Origin of the sequence: Aquitalea sp. ASV15 (genome assembly GCF_016429115.1) — a bacterium.
In the GTDB taxonomy this organism is placed as follows: domain Bacteria; phylum Pseudomonadota; class Gammaproteobacteria; order Burkholderiales; family Chromobacteriaceae; genus Aquitalea; species Aquitalea magnusonii.
The window spans coordinates 33,498-49,985 of record NZ_JAELTZ010000008.1; the positions used below are offsets into that span (position 1 = coordinate 33,498).

A 16,488-nucleotide genomic window follows, 5' to 3' on the forward strand; every position below is an offset into this window, starting at 1 on the left:
TCTTCGCGCTCAGTTGCCTGAAGGCATGTAGTCATAGAATTTCTTGGCGAGAACGCCATCAAGCCCAACCGTCTTCAGTTTTTGCGCAATCCTGACGGCGGCGTCGCCCTTGCCGTAGAGCGAAACATCCTGCGGCAGTCCCGCCATAAACGACTCGGACAGGGCAAGATCAATGGCGCGTTGGATATCGCCGGCATTCTCGAGGCAATCGATAACGGACAAGGCTTTCAATCGGCCCCTTTGACGGTCGCCGATATTGACCGTTGGCACCCGTACGGCCGGCGCTTCAATCAGCCCGCTGGAGGAGTTGCCGATCACCACGTCGGCACACTGCATCAGACTGAGATATCGCCGCTGCCCCAGCGAGTTGAAAAAGCGCACCCGCTGCGGGTAACGCGCCGCATAGGCCTGAATCCGGGAGCTTATGGCCGCATTGCCGGCATCAGCATTGACTCCGGTGAAAATCACTGCAGCGTCCGGATAAGCCTCGAGCGCCGACATTAGTTCGTCAGCTGCAGCGCCCGGCTCCATATCGCCCAGCGTGGCGGGATGGTACGTGACGAGAAATACCGGCTTCTCCGCCAGGGCCACGCCAAGATCCTGCTCCAGCTCGGCAAGAGACATCATCGGCGTCCGCTGCAAGTGGTCCAGTCCCGGCGCGCCGTAATTGAATACCATCGCCGGATTTTCACCCATCTGCAGAATGCGCTGCCGGTAGGCCTCTGCGGCGGCAAAGTGCACATGCGACATTTTGGTAACCGCGTGGCGAATGGACTCGTCCATCGCACCCTCACTGGTTTCACCGCCATGAATGTGCGCTACAGGTACACGCATGAACAAAGCGGCCTGCGCGGCTGCCAGCTCCTCATAACGGTCCCCCAACAGCACGACCAGATCCGGAGACAAGCGCTCATAGGCTTCGGCAAACCCCATCGTGGCCAAAGCGGTGGACTTGCTGACGCCAACGCCCGAATCACCCGCCATCTGCATTTCGATGCGTGCATCGACAGGGAAACCATCCCGCACAACCACCTGCTCTGTCCGGCCCCACTGCTCGCACAGGTGCGCGCCGGTAACAATCACCTGCAACTGTAATGCGGCATCTGCCTGTACCGCCTTCATTACCCAGTACAAATGGCCGTAATCGGCGCGGGTGGCCGTGACAAAGCAAATCCTGCGAGGGGCTTGATCGCTCACAACCCCACCTCCGCCATCACGATGGCGGCCACTTGCTCCAGTTCAGCATCACTGATGCCAGTGGAGCACGGCAAGGTTACGATCCGCTGCCAGATGCTCTCGCTGACTGACAAGTCGCCACGCGGACAAGCGGCAAAGGGAGCCTGAAAATGCAGCGGCTTCCAGAACGGACGCGCGTCGATGCCCTTCTCGCGCAAGCGGGCTCGCAGCGCTGCCGAATCGCCCTCCTTAAGCACAAATCCGGCGAACCAGCAGGCGCTTTCGGCGAAGTCCGGCATGGGAAATGGCAAAACGCCTGGCAGCGCGGCAAAACGCTTGTCGTAAAAAGCGCTGATCTCGCGCTTGCGTGCAACAAAGCGAGGCAACAACTCCATTTGGGCGCAACCGACGGCAGCCTGGATGTTAGTCATCCGGTAGTTGAAGCCGACCATGTCGTGATCGTAATCAGCACCGACGCGGGCAGTCGTAGTCAGATGACGCACTCGCTTGACAAGAGCCTCGTCATTGCCGGAGACTGCGCCGCCGCCGCCAGCAGTGACGGTCTTGTTGCCATTGAATGAGAACATGGTGAGATCTGCGCCCAGCTCGCCAAGGCTGCGGCCCTTGTAGCGCGCGCCCAACGCAGCCGCCCCATCGGCAACTACCGGCAAGCGGAACTCACGCGCGAGGGCAACGATGGGATCCATATCGGCCGGCATGCCCAGCGTGTATACCGGCACAATCGCCGCGACACGCTTGCCCGTTGCCTTATGAAGCAGTGCTCCGTGCTCATTGCGCGCGGTTTCTTCGCGCAAGGCTTTCTCCAGCTGACGCGGATCCAGCGTCCAGCTTTCGCTATCAATATCCAGCATCCACGGCTGAGCGTGCGCGTGAGCAACCGCGTTTGCCGTGGCGATAAAACTGAGCCCTGGGATGATCACGAGGTCACCTGGCTCGACGCCCACCGCGATCAACGCGGCATGAAGCCCTGTGGTGCCGGCGGAAGTGGCAACGGTATATGCGTAGCCCGCAGCCTCTCCCACCATCTGTTCAAACCGGTTGACGAAGGGCCCCACTGTCGAAACAAACGTGGAGTCGATGCACTCGTTGAGATAGGCCCGCTCGTTGCCGGCCAGGTTCGGAATGGCCAAGGGGATCATTTTGCGCTCACCCCGCCCTGGAAGACATTGGCAAGATACCAGTCAAAGGTCTGGCGCACGCCTTCTTGCAAGGACACCTCCCCGCTGACGCCGGTCAGGTCTTGCAACAGACCGGTCTTGGGGCAGCGGCGCGACGGGGAACCCGGTGTCGCAGGTTGCGGCACAAGATTGAGCTTGCGATCTACAGTGGTTACCACTACTTCGGCCAACTCGCCGATGGAAATTTCCGGCGATTCATTACCGATGTTGACAGTCTTTCCCAGAGCGCTTTCGGATTCGGTCAGCGCACGAATCATGCGCACCGCATCGCTGACATAGCAGAAGGTACGACGATGGTCCACGCTGAATACATCCAGCGTATCGCCATCTTTCGCCTTCCACGCCTTGAACAACAACTCCGGAATCACATGGGACATTCCCATGCGCGGGCCATAGACATTATGCAAGCGGACATTGGTAACCGGCAGGCCGCTCATATTGCACATGGCTTCGCCGTACAGTTTGGAGAGCATGTAGCTAGTGCGAGGCTGGTCCAGTCCGGTCAGGGCAATCGGGGTGGTCTCAGGGGTCGGAATCGGCATGTCCATATGGATCAGACTGCCAGCGTAGACTTCAGAAGTGGAGCTGAACAGCAAACGCTGCAGCTTCTCTTGGCGGCGACACAGACGGATAACGTTGTCAGTCATCTTGGTATTGTCGGCCAGTACTTCGTAAGGTCGCTGCAATACATGGGTCACGCCGATAATGGCCGCCAGATGGTACACATGCGTGAAGTCGGTCGGCAAATCCTGCAGGGTGGATTCATCCAGCAAATCCGCTTTCAGCACCTTTACGCCCAACTCATTGATGCAAGACTCGATGAACGGGTCCTGCACACCCCGCTTGAAGTTGTCCAGCAAGGTTACATCATGCCCCTCGGAAGCCAGGGAACGGGCCAGATGGCCGCCAACAAAACCTACACCGCCAGTAATGAGTACTTTCACGTCAGCTCCTGAATAATTTCAAAATTTGATAAGGCAATCCGGCTCAAGAGCCGCGACCGACAGATTCGACCCGGCAACCCGCTTGCACAAAGGCTTCGCGCTGAGCGGCGCTGAGGCAATCATTGCTGTCCAGAATATAAGGCGTGCGCCCGTCCAGCCATGCAACCGGATCCAGTTTCTTGTATTCCTTGTGCGGCACGGCAAACACCACCGCATCCACATCAGGGCACGATGGCAAGGCATCATCCACCGGAATCTGCAGGTCATCCCAATAGTTCAACAATGGATCGGCGCACATGACCACCGCGCCCTCCCCAACCGCAATCTCATAGAATGTCTGGGAGGGAGAATAACGGGTGTCCGCCACATCCTGACGATAAGACACGCCCGCCAGCAGCACTCTCGCGCCATTCAGTCCGCCAAGATGCGTCCGCAGCTTGTCTACAGGGTGAAGCGGCATGGCCTGGTTGATCCGCACGGCCATCCGCGACAAGGGGAACTCGATGCCGTCCAGACCCAATATGTCCTTCGCAGCCAGATCGGCGAACAAGGGATCTTTGGTCAGGCAGTAGCCCCCCACGCCGAAACCCGGCTGGCGGATATTGCTGTGTGTGGGCCGCTTGCGGATGGCGCCCACGACTTCGAACATGTCGACGCCGGCTTTTTCGGCAAACTTGCCCCACTCGTCCATGAAAGCGATGGTCAGTGCGCGATAGCTGTTTTCCAGAACTTTGGAAGTTTCCGAAGCCGTTGTATTGGAAAGGCGGGTAAGCGGGTACTCCGCCACGTTGACCACCGTGGACATGAAGGCTTCGCAGGCATCCGCGGCAGCCGGCGTATCGCCGGCGAATACACGCCAGTAATCCGTGATGGAGGCAAGATATTGGTCTCCAGGCATCACCCGCTCATAAGCGTGCGCCAGTAAAAACGCATCCTCCGGCAAACCTCGTTCAAGCGCGCATTGCGCCAGCGCAGGCTTGACGATGTTGCGGCAGGTGCCCGGCGGCACAGTCGTTTCCACAATCACGAGGCATCCTTGCGGAATGTTTCGGCCAAGCGTCTTGATGGCCTCAAGGAAAGGCCCGGTTTTGAGATGGCCGTCCCCGCTAAGATCGCCAATATCGAAATGCACATCCACCACAACCACGTCTGCTGTTCGCAACGGTTCGATATCGGACGTAGCGTTCAGGTTACCGGTTGCATGCGAATCGGCGGTCAGACGTATCAGGTCATTATCCGTGGTGCCGAAGGGAAAGACACCTTCATTCAGCTTGCGTATGCGCTCCCTGCCCACCGGGCTGTCCAGATCCAGTCCCACAACCTGATATAAAGGCTTTCCCTGCTGGCGTTTGCCAGCCTGGGCGCAAGCAACAGCCATGGCCGCACCGACAAAACCAAGACCCTGAATACAAACTTGTTTCTGCATAATCATTCAATCCAGTCAAAATCGCATTGCGCCAACATCACACTACAGATGGTCGCCAACATTCAAATCCAGCTTGGCTGTGCTGCCCACAAGATCCCACAAGTGCTCCGCACCAAGGCCATCGCCAGTCCGTGCGGTAGCCAGATCGTCGCGCTCCAATCGATGCCCCGCCTTGATTGGGCGAGCGGCAACCACCTGCTTTCTGACGGCCGCCCGCGTATCCCACTCACTATCATTGGGGGCCTTCGTTGCACTTCCCATTGCCACTTCCAGCTGGCGAATAGCACCAACCATCTGGGCCAGTTCAGCAGGCTCGAGGGATGCGGCGTGATCAGGCCCTGGCAATGTGCGATCCAGCGTGAAGTGCTTTTCAATCACCACTGCGCCGAGCGCTACTGCGGCAGTCGGGATCAGGGTGCCTTCCGTATGATCGGAATAACCAATGCGCAGTCCGAAAGCCTTGCCCAGCGTTTGCATGGAGCGAAGGTTCACTTCATGCATCGGAGTCGGATACTGCGAAGTGCAATGGAGCAAGACAACTTGTTCTGCAAGCGCTGCTCTCGCCGCTTGCGAAGACCAAGTGCGCCAAACCTCACCCAAAGAGGCGGGCTCGCTTTCGTGAGTAATGGCATGGCAAATGGTTGCAAGCGCAGCCTCCACCTCGGAAAGCGTAGCCATTCCAGTAGATACCACTAACGGTTTGCCAGTATGAGCAAATTTCCACAGCAACGGAAGGTTAGTCAGCTCCCCGGAAGGCACTTTGAAAAACGGCATATCCATTTCACAAAGGAAGTCCAAACTCCCTTCGTCAAAAGCCGTGGAAAGAAACTGGATGCCGCGTTTGACACAATAGGCCTTCAGTTCATGATGGATGTCATGCGAAAGCTCCAGTTGCTTTAGCATTTCATACTGACTGCTCCCGGCACCAGTCTGCTTCGCTTGATATGCCGCTTTCGGCGCCGACCGCGAAACCAGCTTTTCTGTCTTGAATGTCTGGAACTTGACCGCATCGGCCCCGGCGGATACTGCTGCATCGACTAGGCGAAAAGCCATTTCGCGGTCGCCGTTATGATTGACGCCCGCCTCGGCGATGATGAAAACACTGTTTTGACTGCCAAATGCCATAGCCACCTCGAATGACATGTCTAAAGGGGAGGAGATCATGCCCAAGACAACAACTTGCGCATGCGCTGTCTTAAGGGCTTCTCCAGCCACTCATAAGAAATCGCTGAAAAAATATAAATACCTACCCATGCCATGACCACATGCAGGAACCGCGTTCCCGGCAACATCAAGACAAAACCGTAAAAATAAATATGCCAAATATAAATAGAGTAACTACGTTCACCCAGCCTCACACACCAACTCGTGGAAAGAAGCCTGGAGAAATGCCCGACTGGACAAACATAGCAATAATAAATACAAAAGCAGACAATGGGGGCATAACCAAATAGTTGGAAAATTTCATCAAACAGCGGAAAGGCATATTTCTGAGGGAGGAAAGTTTCTAAAACATATAAAAATGACAGCAAGCTACCAATTTTAACAAAGATAGTTTCAGAACGATTCAATACTCGATCAAATTGTTTCAAACAATAATCCGCGACGACAATACCACATATAAACTGCAACAACCTTGAGTATGGAGAAACATACCAAACCCAAAATGAAAAAGAAAATTCAGGGCTTCGTGAAACAGAAGAAATATCACCAAAAATACTGACTCCAATCTTATCAAAAAATGCCTCATTAGTATGCAGGCATCTAAAAGCAGAGGAAAGAACCAGTATGCTGAATATTGTTAAAATTCCGGTCATTTTCAGAGAAAAACTACGCACTCTTACAAGCCAGTACCATAACAATGGATAAAATGCATACATAAGCATTTCAGTACTAACAGACCATGTAATACTTGCGCGCGGAAAAATATAGTAAAAAGTAGCCCCCGTGCTCGCCAACTGATAAAACCAAGACTGGGACATTGATATAAAAAAAGGAATCACTCGGAGCACATCTGGCCACGGGACACCACCACCACGAGTAACCAATACCAAATCAATAATAAAAGTTGCTAAAAACAAAGGATACAACCGAGAAAAACGTGCCACAAAAAACGCATAGAATTTTTTTAACGAACCATTGATTTTAACACTATAATTATAGTGAATAATAAATCCACTCAAAACAAAAAAAATATCCATCCCAAGAAAAGCGCAATTTGCAAGAAATCGCCCAAAAAACATGGTATCCCTAGAGACAAAACCGAGTAAAAGATGATTAAGCAAAATAAAAAATGCCGCAAAAAAACGCAGACCAGTCAGTGATTTTACATCAGGCCGGGCAGGCGAAAAAATGACAGAATCATCAGAATGTCTCATTTCCTTAATTACCATTTCGTAGCGCCAACCGTCCAAAAACCATACCCAAGATGTCTTGGGTCCAAATTCTTTGTCATCGCCACTTTCGCATAATTATAATCTGGTGCATTTTCGTAAACTAACTTGTAATCCTGTCCATTAGAATAATACAAGAAGCCAGGTTCCATCTCGAAGTTTGGAATATCCACAAATTTATCTGCCAAACCATTTCCACCAGTATCCGCATAACTAAGCGGTATAGGTGCGACACGGCCATTTCGCATTAACGAAACACTACCCGGAGCAGCAATCCTATTCGACAAAGGATAATTACCATAAACCTTCTTATAATTTTCCAACTTAGCTGTCAGTAAACGTAACTTTCCCAGCATGACTGGATAAATCCGTGCTTCTTCGTGAAAGTTAATTTCAAAAAACTTACCAGACTCCGACTTCCACTTTTCGCCCAGCAGGCTGTATGCTGAAATAGCAAACACCGTCCCAAGACTGGGGTAATAATTTCCGTTGTCTATCTCAATAAAGACATGCCTAGCAGAAAAAACATATTGGCTAATATTGTAACGCTCACGATAGGAGGCATCGTGAATCAACATTAGATTATTGCCCCAATGACGGTATTCATTCACACCAACCCCAAGACTATTTTTTCCGCCTCTGGCGTAAATGATATTACCGGTGTATTCATAATTCCATATATTTCGCTTACCTACACGATACCCCGAGGTGTGATCAACTATAATAAAGGTCCCAACATCATGAAATTCTTTTGCATTATTTCTTATATAGCCAGATATTGCATCTTGACGCATCCAGTCCCGCCACACGTCAGCACCAATAAACATGGATGTCATTGAAAATGACGCAAACAAGCATGAAATGATGACATAGCCCGATTGGACACGAACGCGCTCATGCCGGACAAAAGCCAGACCAGTGCTAATACAACCAAGCAAAAAAAGCAAAACTGCAGGCAGTCCAGGTAAAATATGACGACCTTCATAATAACTTGTAAGTACGGGTGGCTTGCCTACCAGCACGTAAGGTAAAATGGCGAAGCAGCCAAAAACAATCCCCATACACGCCAATGCTATTGACTTTCCAGCATGACGAAGCAGCAGCTCTTTCCCCTGAAAAGCAAGCATTAGCAAAGAATAGCTGATGGCAAAAGCAATAACCAAGCCTTTAGTAGTACTACCAAAAAAAGCGACAGCAAGAAGATCGCGCACGGCCTTAAAAAAGGTCGGCAAAATTTTAAATGCATTCCAAATCAAATCTGAAAATTGAATCGCATTATAATCAGCATACATTTGAGAATGTTGTGTCGTTACCCATTTCAATACATAAAAAACAATCGGAAGCAAAACGAAAGCTGCATTTGATCTTAAGAAGATGAACAACTCAGCCCAAAAAGCAACCTGCACACCATCGGCATTCTTTCTGAGTAAAGCCCACAAGCTCTTGCAATTCGTAATCTGTAGCCTAGAGCCCAATGGATAGCGAAAGAAAAAATATGCCAGCAACAACGCATAGACAACCAGCAATGAATTAAGGTAAAAAGAGAAAAAGAAAAAAGGTAATGAAATTAACCTTAAGTACAGAGTACGATTTTTAGAAAAAATCAACGCTCCAAACCAGAAGCAAGCGATATACAAACAATAAAAAGCTACACTTGTTTGATACCGAACCAAGGCAACAGGCGTAATGGCATGCAACAGTGCCAAAACAAAAGCCATTGGAGCATTAACCCATTCTTCGCGCCGAAAAAACTTGGCCACCAATACAGAGGCGGCTCCCCAAAATACAAAAACGAACCACCGTATAGCCAGTGCAGGATTAGGCAGACTATTTATCGCATAAGTAGCATACCCACCCCACCAGATTCCGAGCTCGCGCCCAATACGAATAGCCTCCTCTTTTCCTTTAAAAATCCAGACCCAGTCATCCCAAAAATATCCTGGATTACTCAAAGAAAAGTAACAAGAGAAAAACAGTAGAAAAAAAACTAGGGGCAGCCTTTTTAAGGTTAGCAATTTAATTACTCAGCAAGGTGATCCGCAATGAAAGCTAGCCTCGTAGGCTCACTCGAAAATTGTTGCCGCGATATCATAATCACTAGGGCGACCTACATCCAACCAATGCTCAAAAATTGGGAAACAGGATACTTTTTTCCCTTTTTCGATCAAACACTCAGCCACATCGGTCATATTAAATTTTTCTGATGCTGGCAAATATTGGAAAACCTCACGCGATAGGAAATACATTCCGCTATTAACCATGAACTTGTAGACCGGCTTCTCATCAATCTTCGCAACCACACCATCCTCTTCAGCGATTACACCGAATGGAACTTCAACATGGTACTGAGTGGAAGCAATAGTCATACAAGCATTGGTTCGCATATGATCTGCAAAAAACATTCGTACATTCAGATTGGTGAGAATATCACCATTGAAAACCAACATATGCTCATCTGGTTGATCTACCAGAGCCAATGCACCACCGGTACCTAAAGGAGTGTCTTCATTGATATATTTAATTTCGACACCATAGCGGCTACCATCGCCAAAGTGCTCCATGATCTTCTCCGGTAGATAGTGCGTAGTGATGTAAAACTTACGTACACCGAACTCGATCATCTTCATGATGCTAATTTCCAGAATTGGACGCCCATTCACTTTCAGCATCGGTTTGGGAGTGGTGTCAGTAAAAGGTCGCATGCGCGTACCGAAGCCACCCGCCATGACAATGGCTGAAAAATTCTTCTTCTGGAAATCATACTCATGGCAAAGATAATCAGCACCAATTACGTCTACCGGATCTCCAAGCTGATCTACCAGCACTAGCTGTCGTAAGCTATGCTCGGTAAACAAGTCACGTCGTGTATCTTCCGTAGCATCTTCGTTAGCAGTAATCGGCTTTGATCTGCTACTCGCTTGCTTGATCTTGAGTACTTCCTGTGCAGAGTCGGCCAGCCCTCGCCCAGCCAAGAAGGCACGACGTACATCACCATCAGTGAATATATTCTCGAATTTTCCTTCATTATTGTAGTAAAGACAGCACGCTACTGAGCCACTGTTCTGAATACAGCTGACGATATCGGAAATTTTGGATTCCGCATTAACAGAAATTCTGGAGAGCTCAACATTTTTCATTGCAATTGCTCAAAATATATTCTTAATGGGTTACCGACATCATGCTTTCTGATCAAGCCATTTGCTTGTTCTAGTAATGGCATCCACTAGACTGGTGGAGTCACAAAGCAGTCCTTCTTTGGAGGCTTTATCGATGTCAGCCAGATACTTATTTACCGGTGCACCAGAGATTACCTGCGTCATTACTTTTACCGACTCGGTTGGCATATCGTGGCACTGAGCAACCAGCAGGGCAAGCTCCTTGATGGATAGTACTTCCTTACCGGCAATATTGTATGGCACGCCACTGCGTGACTTCACCAACATTCGGATCAAGGATGCAGCTAAGTCAGCAGCATACAAATAGGAGCGTAGTGGAGTACCATCACCCATGATCACAATGTCCTTACCCGCACGGGCATCGCGGATGAAGTTGCCAATTGCATAGTTGGCATTCATGGGTAGATAAGGACCGACGAAAGCAAAGCATCGCGCGATGGCCAATTTGAAACCATGTTTTCTTGCCTCTGCCGCAGACATGATTTCCATCATTCGCTTGGTCTGACCGTAGACAACCTTCTCACTCGTCAACGCTGCCATACTGTCAACTTCTTCGACAAAGCCACTTTCACTCTGGTATTCAAGCACCGAGGTATAGACACCACCGGAGCTCGTAACAAGCAACGCTCGGACCTGTTTTTCTGCGGCCAATTTCAGAACCCGGCTCATACCAATTACGCCAGCGCATATATGTTCACTCGCCCAATCATCATACCCGCCAAGATTGGGTACAGACGCAGCATGAATGATATGACTGACAGGCTGATCAGGAAACTTGAAATCATCGAGATCACCCTCCACCCACCGCAGCGCATCATTGCCACGAAGATGAGGATAGCGTGCAAAAAATTTGGCAGTATCACGAAGTAGCACAGTAACCGTCAGATTCATCCGCCGCTCACGTGCTATCCAAAGGAACGCTTCAACTAACCATATGCCAAAGAAACCACTAGCGCCGGTAATAAAGACATTACCGTTTTCAAAATCATGGTGAACATCACTCGTTTTCTGAATGATTTCATTCAAATCTTGTTTAAAAAGAGAAAAACCGGCAGGAATTGATGTATTCATAGCTATTTATTCGAAATTGACGCGTTCCCGCTCGACAACCATCGGTCGTTTAACCGTATGCGTCACCAGAAGGCCAATGTACTCACCTAACATTCCAACAAGGAAAAATAAAACACCTAGAAAGAAAAATAATGCTATTGCAAGAGGTGCAAAACCTACTTGAAAATCATCCCACGCAATAAGTTTCCGCACCAGATAATAAACCCCAAGCATGAAGCTCAAGCCACTCATGGAGCCACCAATAATGGTTGCGAGACGTAAAGGAGCTTTGGAGTGATTTACCACTCCAAGCAAAGCACTATCAAGATAAACAAAGAAATTTCCTTTTGATAGCCCTGATCTTCTCAATGGCTTGTCAAAAGGGACTTCCACGCGTGGATAGCCAATCTCGCAGATCAACCCACGAAAATATGGGTAAGGATCCTGCATATCACGTAAAATATCCATTACCTTTTTATCGTAAAGGCCAAAACCGGTAAAGTTCCTCACTTGATCGACTTCTGATATCCTAGTAATCAGCGAGTAATATAATTTCCTCAAATAAGGCGTAAGTCCTTTTTCCTGATGCGATCGGCGAACCCCAATGACTATTTTACTGCCTTTCAACCAATTATTGACAAAATCAACAATTAGCTCCGGCGGATCCTCCAGGTCTGAAGCCATGCCGATCACGGCATCACCTTGGGCCTGAAGCAAAGCGTGATATGGTGAACGTATATGCCCAAAATTGCGGACGTTGAAAATTGCCTTTATCCGTTTATCCGCCTCACATAGCTGCTTTATTTTTAAATCAGTACCATCGACACTGTCATTATCAATCAGAATTATTTCATAGTCCAATTCTGGGAACTGACTCATAGCCAGCCCAACTCGCCTAGTCAACTCTTCAACATTGTCCACTTCGTTATAACAACCTGCAACGATGCTAACAATTTTTTTATTGCTCATGATCTTACGCTCTTAAATGTAAATTTTCGGTGACCGACATACGAAAAAACGACACTAATCACCATAAGACCAGCCTGTGCAATCCAGAATGGGATTCCAATCTGACTTACCAACAGCCATAGCCCCGCGATTCCAAGAACAGTACTACCTCCATATACGACATAGCAGCGCAAATACTCTAAAAGCCAGTGCGACTTACTTCTAAACACAAGAAACTTGTTTGTGAAAAATGATACTGTAATACACACAATGTTAGTAAAGATAACAATTAGTACGATGTGAAATTTTTGCTGAAATAGATAGTAGACCACCACAGTGAATACATAAGCAAAAATGGTATTACCTCCTCCAACAAGTACATAGCGGAGGAGCTCTTCGGTCGAAATACCTTTTTTCTTAGCCAGCCTATTAAGGCTGGCCACCATAGACTTAATCAAAAATTAACACCTAAAAAGGCCTCAATTTTGGTAGCCGCCCAATCCAGCATTTCTTCGGTCAATGCTGGTTGGACTCCAATCCAGAAGGTGTTGTTCATGACGATGTCTGTATTAGTCAACTCACCCACAACACGGTAATTTCGACCTATCATATAAGGCTGACGTGTCAGATTGCCCGCAAACAGTAAACGGGTGCCTATGCGATATTGATCAAGGTACTGCAGTAATTCCACGCGAGAAACTGGTGCATTTTCACGAAGCGTGATCGGAAAGCCAAACCAGGAAGGATCAGACTTTTCAGTAGCCTCTGGCAAAATGAGGAACTCTTCACAGCTACGAAGGCGAGTCTTGAGGTAGGCGAAGTTGTCCTTGCGCTTTTGTACAAACTCAGGAGCCTTGGCCAGCTGTGCCAAACCGCAGGCCGCTTGCATGTCCGTGATCTTGAGGTTGTAACCAAGATGGCTATAAGTGTACTTGTGATCGTAGCCTTCCGGTAGGCTGCCCAGTTTCTGGCAGAAACGCTTGCCACAGGTATTGTCGCGGCCTGGTGCGCAATAGCAATCACGGCCCCAATCGCGGAAACTTTCCGCGATTTTCTTCAGTTCTTCATTATTGGTGAATACTGCACCACCTTCGCCCATGGTGATGTGGTGGGCCGGATAGAAGCTGACAGTACCGATATCGCCGAATGTGCCAACCATCTTGCCATCGTAGGTGGAGCCCAGTGCGTCGCAGCAGTCCTCCACCAGCCACAGATTGTACTTCTTGCACAGCGCGGAGATGACTTCCAAGTTGTACGGATTGCCCAAGGTGTGGGCTAGCATGATGGCTTTGGTTTTCGAACTGATGGCAGCTTCTATCTTGCTGGCATCAATGTTGTAAGTACCGAGCTCCACATCGACAAATACAGGAATTGCGCCGAACTGGATGATCGGGTTTACGGTAGTGGGAAAGCCTGCGGCCACACCGATGACTTCGTCACCTGGGCGGATAGCTCTTTCGCCCAGCTTGGGTGATGTGAGCGTACTAAAAGCAACAAGGTTGGCCGAAGAGCCAGAGTTAACGGTAATAAGATATTTGACACCGTAAAACTCAGCAAGCTTACGCTCGAATTCGTCGTTGAAGCGGCCAGTCGTCAGCCAACCGTCCAGCGAGGCCTCCACCATCATTTGCAGCTCCTCAGCCCCGATAAGCTTGCCGGACGGCGGCACAACGGTCTGTCCTGGTACAAAAGGTTTTGCCGCCAGCGCTTGCTCGGCGTATTCAGCCACCAGTTGGCTGATTTTCTCACGAAGAATTTTGGTATCCGTCATTGATTCACACTCTTAATACTTAATGGGAGTTTTTTGATATTCATGGATTTGTTGCAGACACAGTTGACGCATGTCCTCACCTGCCAGCCAGGCCTTGTGCCACGAAACAATCTTTTCCAGCGCCTGCTCCAATGACCAACGAGGGCCCCAACCAAGCAGATGGCGGGCTTTGGAAATGTCCAGTTTTAGAAAACCAGCTTCGTGCGGCTGAGCAGCATCATCTAAGCGCCAGCTAGCGCCGCTACCCCATTTGTCGCACAACTTGGACACAATCCATTCTACCGGTTTGGCATCTTCGTCTTTGGGACCGAAATTCCATCCTTCAGCAAAAGCCAAAGGCTCGTGCCAGAGCCTTTCTGCCAAATCTAGGTATCCGGAAAGCGGCTCTAGTACATGCTGCCAAGGGCGAGTAGAAAGCGGATTGCGAATAACTACAGGCAATCCTTTTTCAAAGGCCCGCAGCATATCGGGAACCAGACGATCTTCAGCCCAGTCACCGCCACCAATCACATTACCAGCACGGACTGTTGCTAGTGAAATGCCCGCCTCTTGCAAGAAGGAACGGCGATAGGCAGAGCTGACCAGTTCTGCACAAGCTTTGCTACTGCTGTATGGATCATGCCCGCCCATAGGCTCATCTTCACGATACCCCCATACCCACTCACGGTTTTCGTAGCACTTGTCTGTCGTGATGTTGACAATCACCTTGGCGCTACCAACCTGCCGGGTTGCTTCAAGAAGATGCACGGTTCCCATCACGTTGGTGGCGTATGTTTCTATCGGATGCCTGTAGGAATAACGCACAAGCGGCTGGGCCGCCATGTGGATGACAATTTCAGGCTGAAAATCCTGAACTACGCGCAACACATGGTCGTAATCACGGATATCTCCGATCTCGGAACACATACCGTGCATTAGTCCAGCGGTTTCGAACAAGGATGGAGAGCTGAGTGGTGATAAAGCGAATCCATGCAGTTCAGCACCAAGCGACTGAAGCCACAAGGACATCCAGCTACCTTTGAATCCGGTATGCCCAGTCAGTAAAACACGCTTGCCTTGCCAGAACTCGGGGGTCATTCCCACACCTTCCACGGTGCCTTACCACTATTCCACAGTTCTTCCAGGTGCTGCTTGTCCCGCAGGGTATCCATAGGCTGCCAGAAACCATCATGCTTGAAGGCTTGCAGCTGACCTGAGCGTGCCAACGCTTCTAGAGGTTGGCGCTCCCAGATGGTAGTGTCGTCGTCTATAAGACTGATTACCTTTGGCGACAGGACAAAAAAACCACCATTGATGTAAGCACCGTCACCAGTCGGTTTTTCCATAAAACTATTGACGCTACTCCCGTTGATTTCCAACGCCCCAAACCGGCCAGGTGGCTGGACAGCGGTTACAGTAGCTTGCTTGCCGTGAGCTTTGTGAAATTCAATGGATGCACGAATATCAACCGTACCAACACCATCACCATAGGTAAAGCAGAAATCTTCATCACCTACATACTGAGCCACACGGCGTAGACGCCCACCTGTCATGGTACTTTCACCAGTATCCACAAGCGTCACCCTCCAGGATTCGGCGTTATTCTGATGCACTTGCATTTCATTGCTACGCATATCAAATGTAACATCTGACATATGCAAGAAGTAGTTTGCAAAGTACTCTTTGATGACATAACCCTTATAACCGCAACACACAACAAAATCATTAATACCATGCGCAGAGTACATTTTCATGATATGCCAAAGGATTGGGCGACCGCCGATCTCAATCATTGGTTTAGGTTTGAGATGAGTCTCTTCGGAAATTCTGGTCCCCAAACCACCAGCTAGCAATACTGCCTTCATTTAAATGACTCCAAAAACAGAGTGGAAGATAAAAAATATCAACTTTAATCTTAACACATATCAAGCAATGTCAAAGATGCGGCATGTCCAAATAAAATGACCCAATCAAGTCAATAACCACGGACAATACATCACTGCCGCACAATTAGACCCTATTCACTAATCGGTGAATAGTCATACCATTTAGCACAACATAAAATAATACAGTTATAAAACGGCAAGCCACCACAATAAGAAGTGCAAATGCATCATAAAAAGATGCCTACAAATAAATTTCATTCGCCTCCCTACAAAATCACACAGAATATTTTACCATGCAACTGATGACATATAATGATGAAAGAGCTCTTCAAACCTATAGGAATGTATGAATCAAAAAGAAGTAAATTCTGAACTTTTGGCTAAATCAGTATTCAACCCATCACACTTGATGCAATACAGTATCACCAACTACTTGTCACCAGCCTACCTGAAATGTGCAATGAAGTATGCTTAGAATCAGATGACAGTTTATAAACACTTACTCAGGGAGTCATGGTACTTGCAAAGCATGCCAAAAAA

The 16,488-nt window shown here is 49.0% G+C and carries 14 protein-coding genes; all 14 read right to left on the reverse strand.

Annotated features, from left to right (window positions below; genetic code table 11):
* Window positions 1-9: 9 nt before the first annotated feature.
* The 14 genes from neuC to rfbF all read right to left on the reverse strand — a co-directional run bounded on the left by neuC (window position 10) and on the right by rfbF (window position 15,927).
* On the reverse strand, window positions 10-1,197 hold the full coding sequence (gene neuC, locus JHD64_RS05230) for a UDP-N-acetylglucosamine 2-epimerase (RefSeq protein ID WP_199052494.1): 1,188 nt from the start codon (window positions 1,195-1,197) through the stop codon (window positions 10-12).
* The gene (locus JHD64_RS05235; RefSeq protein ID WP_199052495.1) at window positions 1,194-2,336 is read right to left on the reverse strand and encodes an aminotransferase class I/II-fold pyridoxal phosphate-dependent enzyme; all 1,143 of its coding nucleotides are present in this window, start codon (window positions 2,334-2,336) and stop codon (window positions 1,194-1,196) included. The genes neuC and JHD64_RS05235 overlap by 4 nt, the downstream gene beginning before the upstream one ends.
* On the reverse strand, window positions 2,333-3,319 hold the full coding sequence (locus JHD64_RS05240) for an NAD(P)-dependent oxidoreductase (RefSeq protein WP_059284751.1): 987 nt from the start codon (window positions 3,317-3,319) through the stop codon (window positions 2,333-2,335). The genes JHD64_RS05235 and JHD64_RS05240 overlap by 4 nt, the downstream gene beginning before the upstream one ends.
* 43 nt (window positions 3,320-3,362) lie before the next feature.
* Entirely contained in the window at window positions 3,363-4,745 is a 1,383-nt protein-coding gene (locus JHD64_RS05245) for a nucleotide sugar dehydrogenase (protein WP_199052496.1), read from the reverse strand.
* A gap of 42 nt (window positions 4,746-4,787) precedes the next feature.
* Window positions 4,788-5,909, reverse strand: coding sequence for an N-acetylneuraminate synthase (neuB, locus tag JHD64_RS05250; RefSeq protein ID WP_199052497.1), 1,122 nt, complete (start codon window positions 5,907-5,909; stop codon window positions 4,788-4,790).
* Window positions 5,906-7,123, reverse strand: coding sequence for an acyltransferase (locus JHD64_RS05255; protein WP_199052498.1), 1,218 nt, complete (start codon window positions 7,121-7,123; stop codon window positions 5,906-5,908). Before JHD64_RS05255 ends, neuB begins: the two co-directional genes overlap by 4 nt.
* 8 nt (window positions 7,124-7,131) lie before the next feature.
* Complete coding sequence (locus JHD64_RS05260) at window positions 7,132-9,090, reverse strand: hypothetical protein (protein WP_146215923.1); 1,959 nt, start codon at window positions 9,088-9,090, stop codon at window positions 7,132-7,134.
* Between the two features lie 111 nt (window positions 9,091-9,201).
* Complete coding sequence (locus JHD64_RS05265; RefSeq protein ID WP_059284754.1) at window positions 9,202-10,275, reverse strand: nucleotidyltransferase family protein; 1,074 nt, start codon at window positions 10,273-10,275, stop codon at window positions 9,202-9,204.
* A gap of 39 nt (window positions 10,276-10,314) precedes the next feature.
* Window positions 10,315-11,385, reverse strand: coding sequence for an NAD(P)-dependent oxidoreductase (locus JHD64_RS05270; RefSeq protein WP_199052499.1), 1,071 nt, complete (start codon window positions 11,383-11,385; stop codon window positions 10,315-10,317).
* Window positions 11,386-11,391: 6 nt separating this feature from the next.
* Window positions 11,392-12,333, reverse strand: a complete 942-nt coding sequence (locus JHD64_RS05275; RefSeq protein WP_059284757.1) for a glycosyltransferase family 2 protein — start codon at window positions 12,331-12,333, stop codon at window positions 11,392-11,394.
* A complete protein-coding gene (locus JHD64_RS22445; RefSeq protein ID WP_370540935.1) occupies window positions 12,330-12,758 on the reverse strand; it encodes a GtrA family protein in 429 nt (142 codons plus the stop codon). The genes JHD64_RS05275 and JHD64_RS22445 overlap by 4 nt, the downstream gene beginning before the upstream one ends.
* 8 nt (window positions 12,759-12,766) lie before the next feature.
* The gene (rfbH, locus tag JHD64_RS05285; protein WP_110313127.1) at window positions 12,767-14,083 is read right to left on the reverse strand and encodes a lipopolysaccharide biosynthesis protein RfbH; all 1,317 of its coding nucleotides are present in this window, start codon (window positions 14,081-14,083) and stop codon (window positions 12,767-12,769) included.
* Between the two features lie 12 nt (window positions 14,084-14,095).
* Window positions 14,096-15,160: a CDP-glucose 4,6-dehydratase gene (gene rfbG / locus JHD64_RS05290; RefSeq protein ID WP_199052501.1), complete on the reverse strand. Its 1,065-nt coding sequence runs from the start codon at window positions 15,158-15,160 to the stop codon at window positions 14,096-14,098.
* The gene (gene rfbF, locus JHD64_RS05295; protein WP_059284760.1) at window positions 15,157-15,927 is read right to left on the reverse strand and encodes a glucose-1-phosphate cytidylyltransferase; all 771 of its coding nucleotides are present in this window, start codon (window positions 15,925-15,927) and stop codon (window positions 15,157-15,159) included. Before rfbF ends, rfbG begins: the two co-directional genes overlap by 4 nt.
* Window positions 15,928-16,488: the final 561 nt, after the last annotated feature.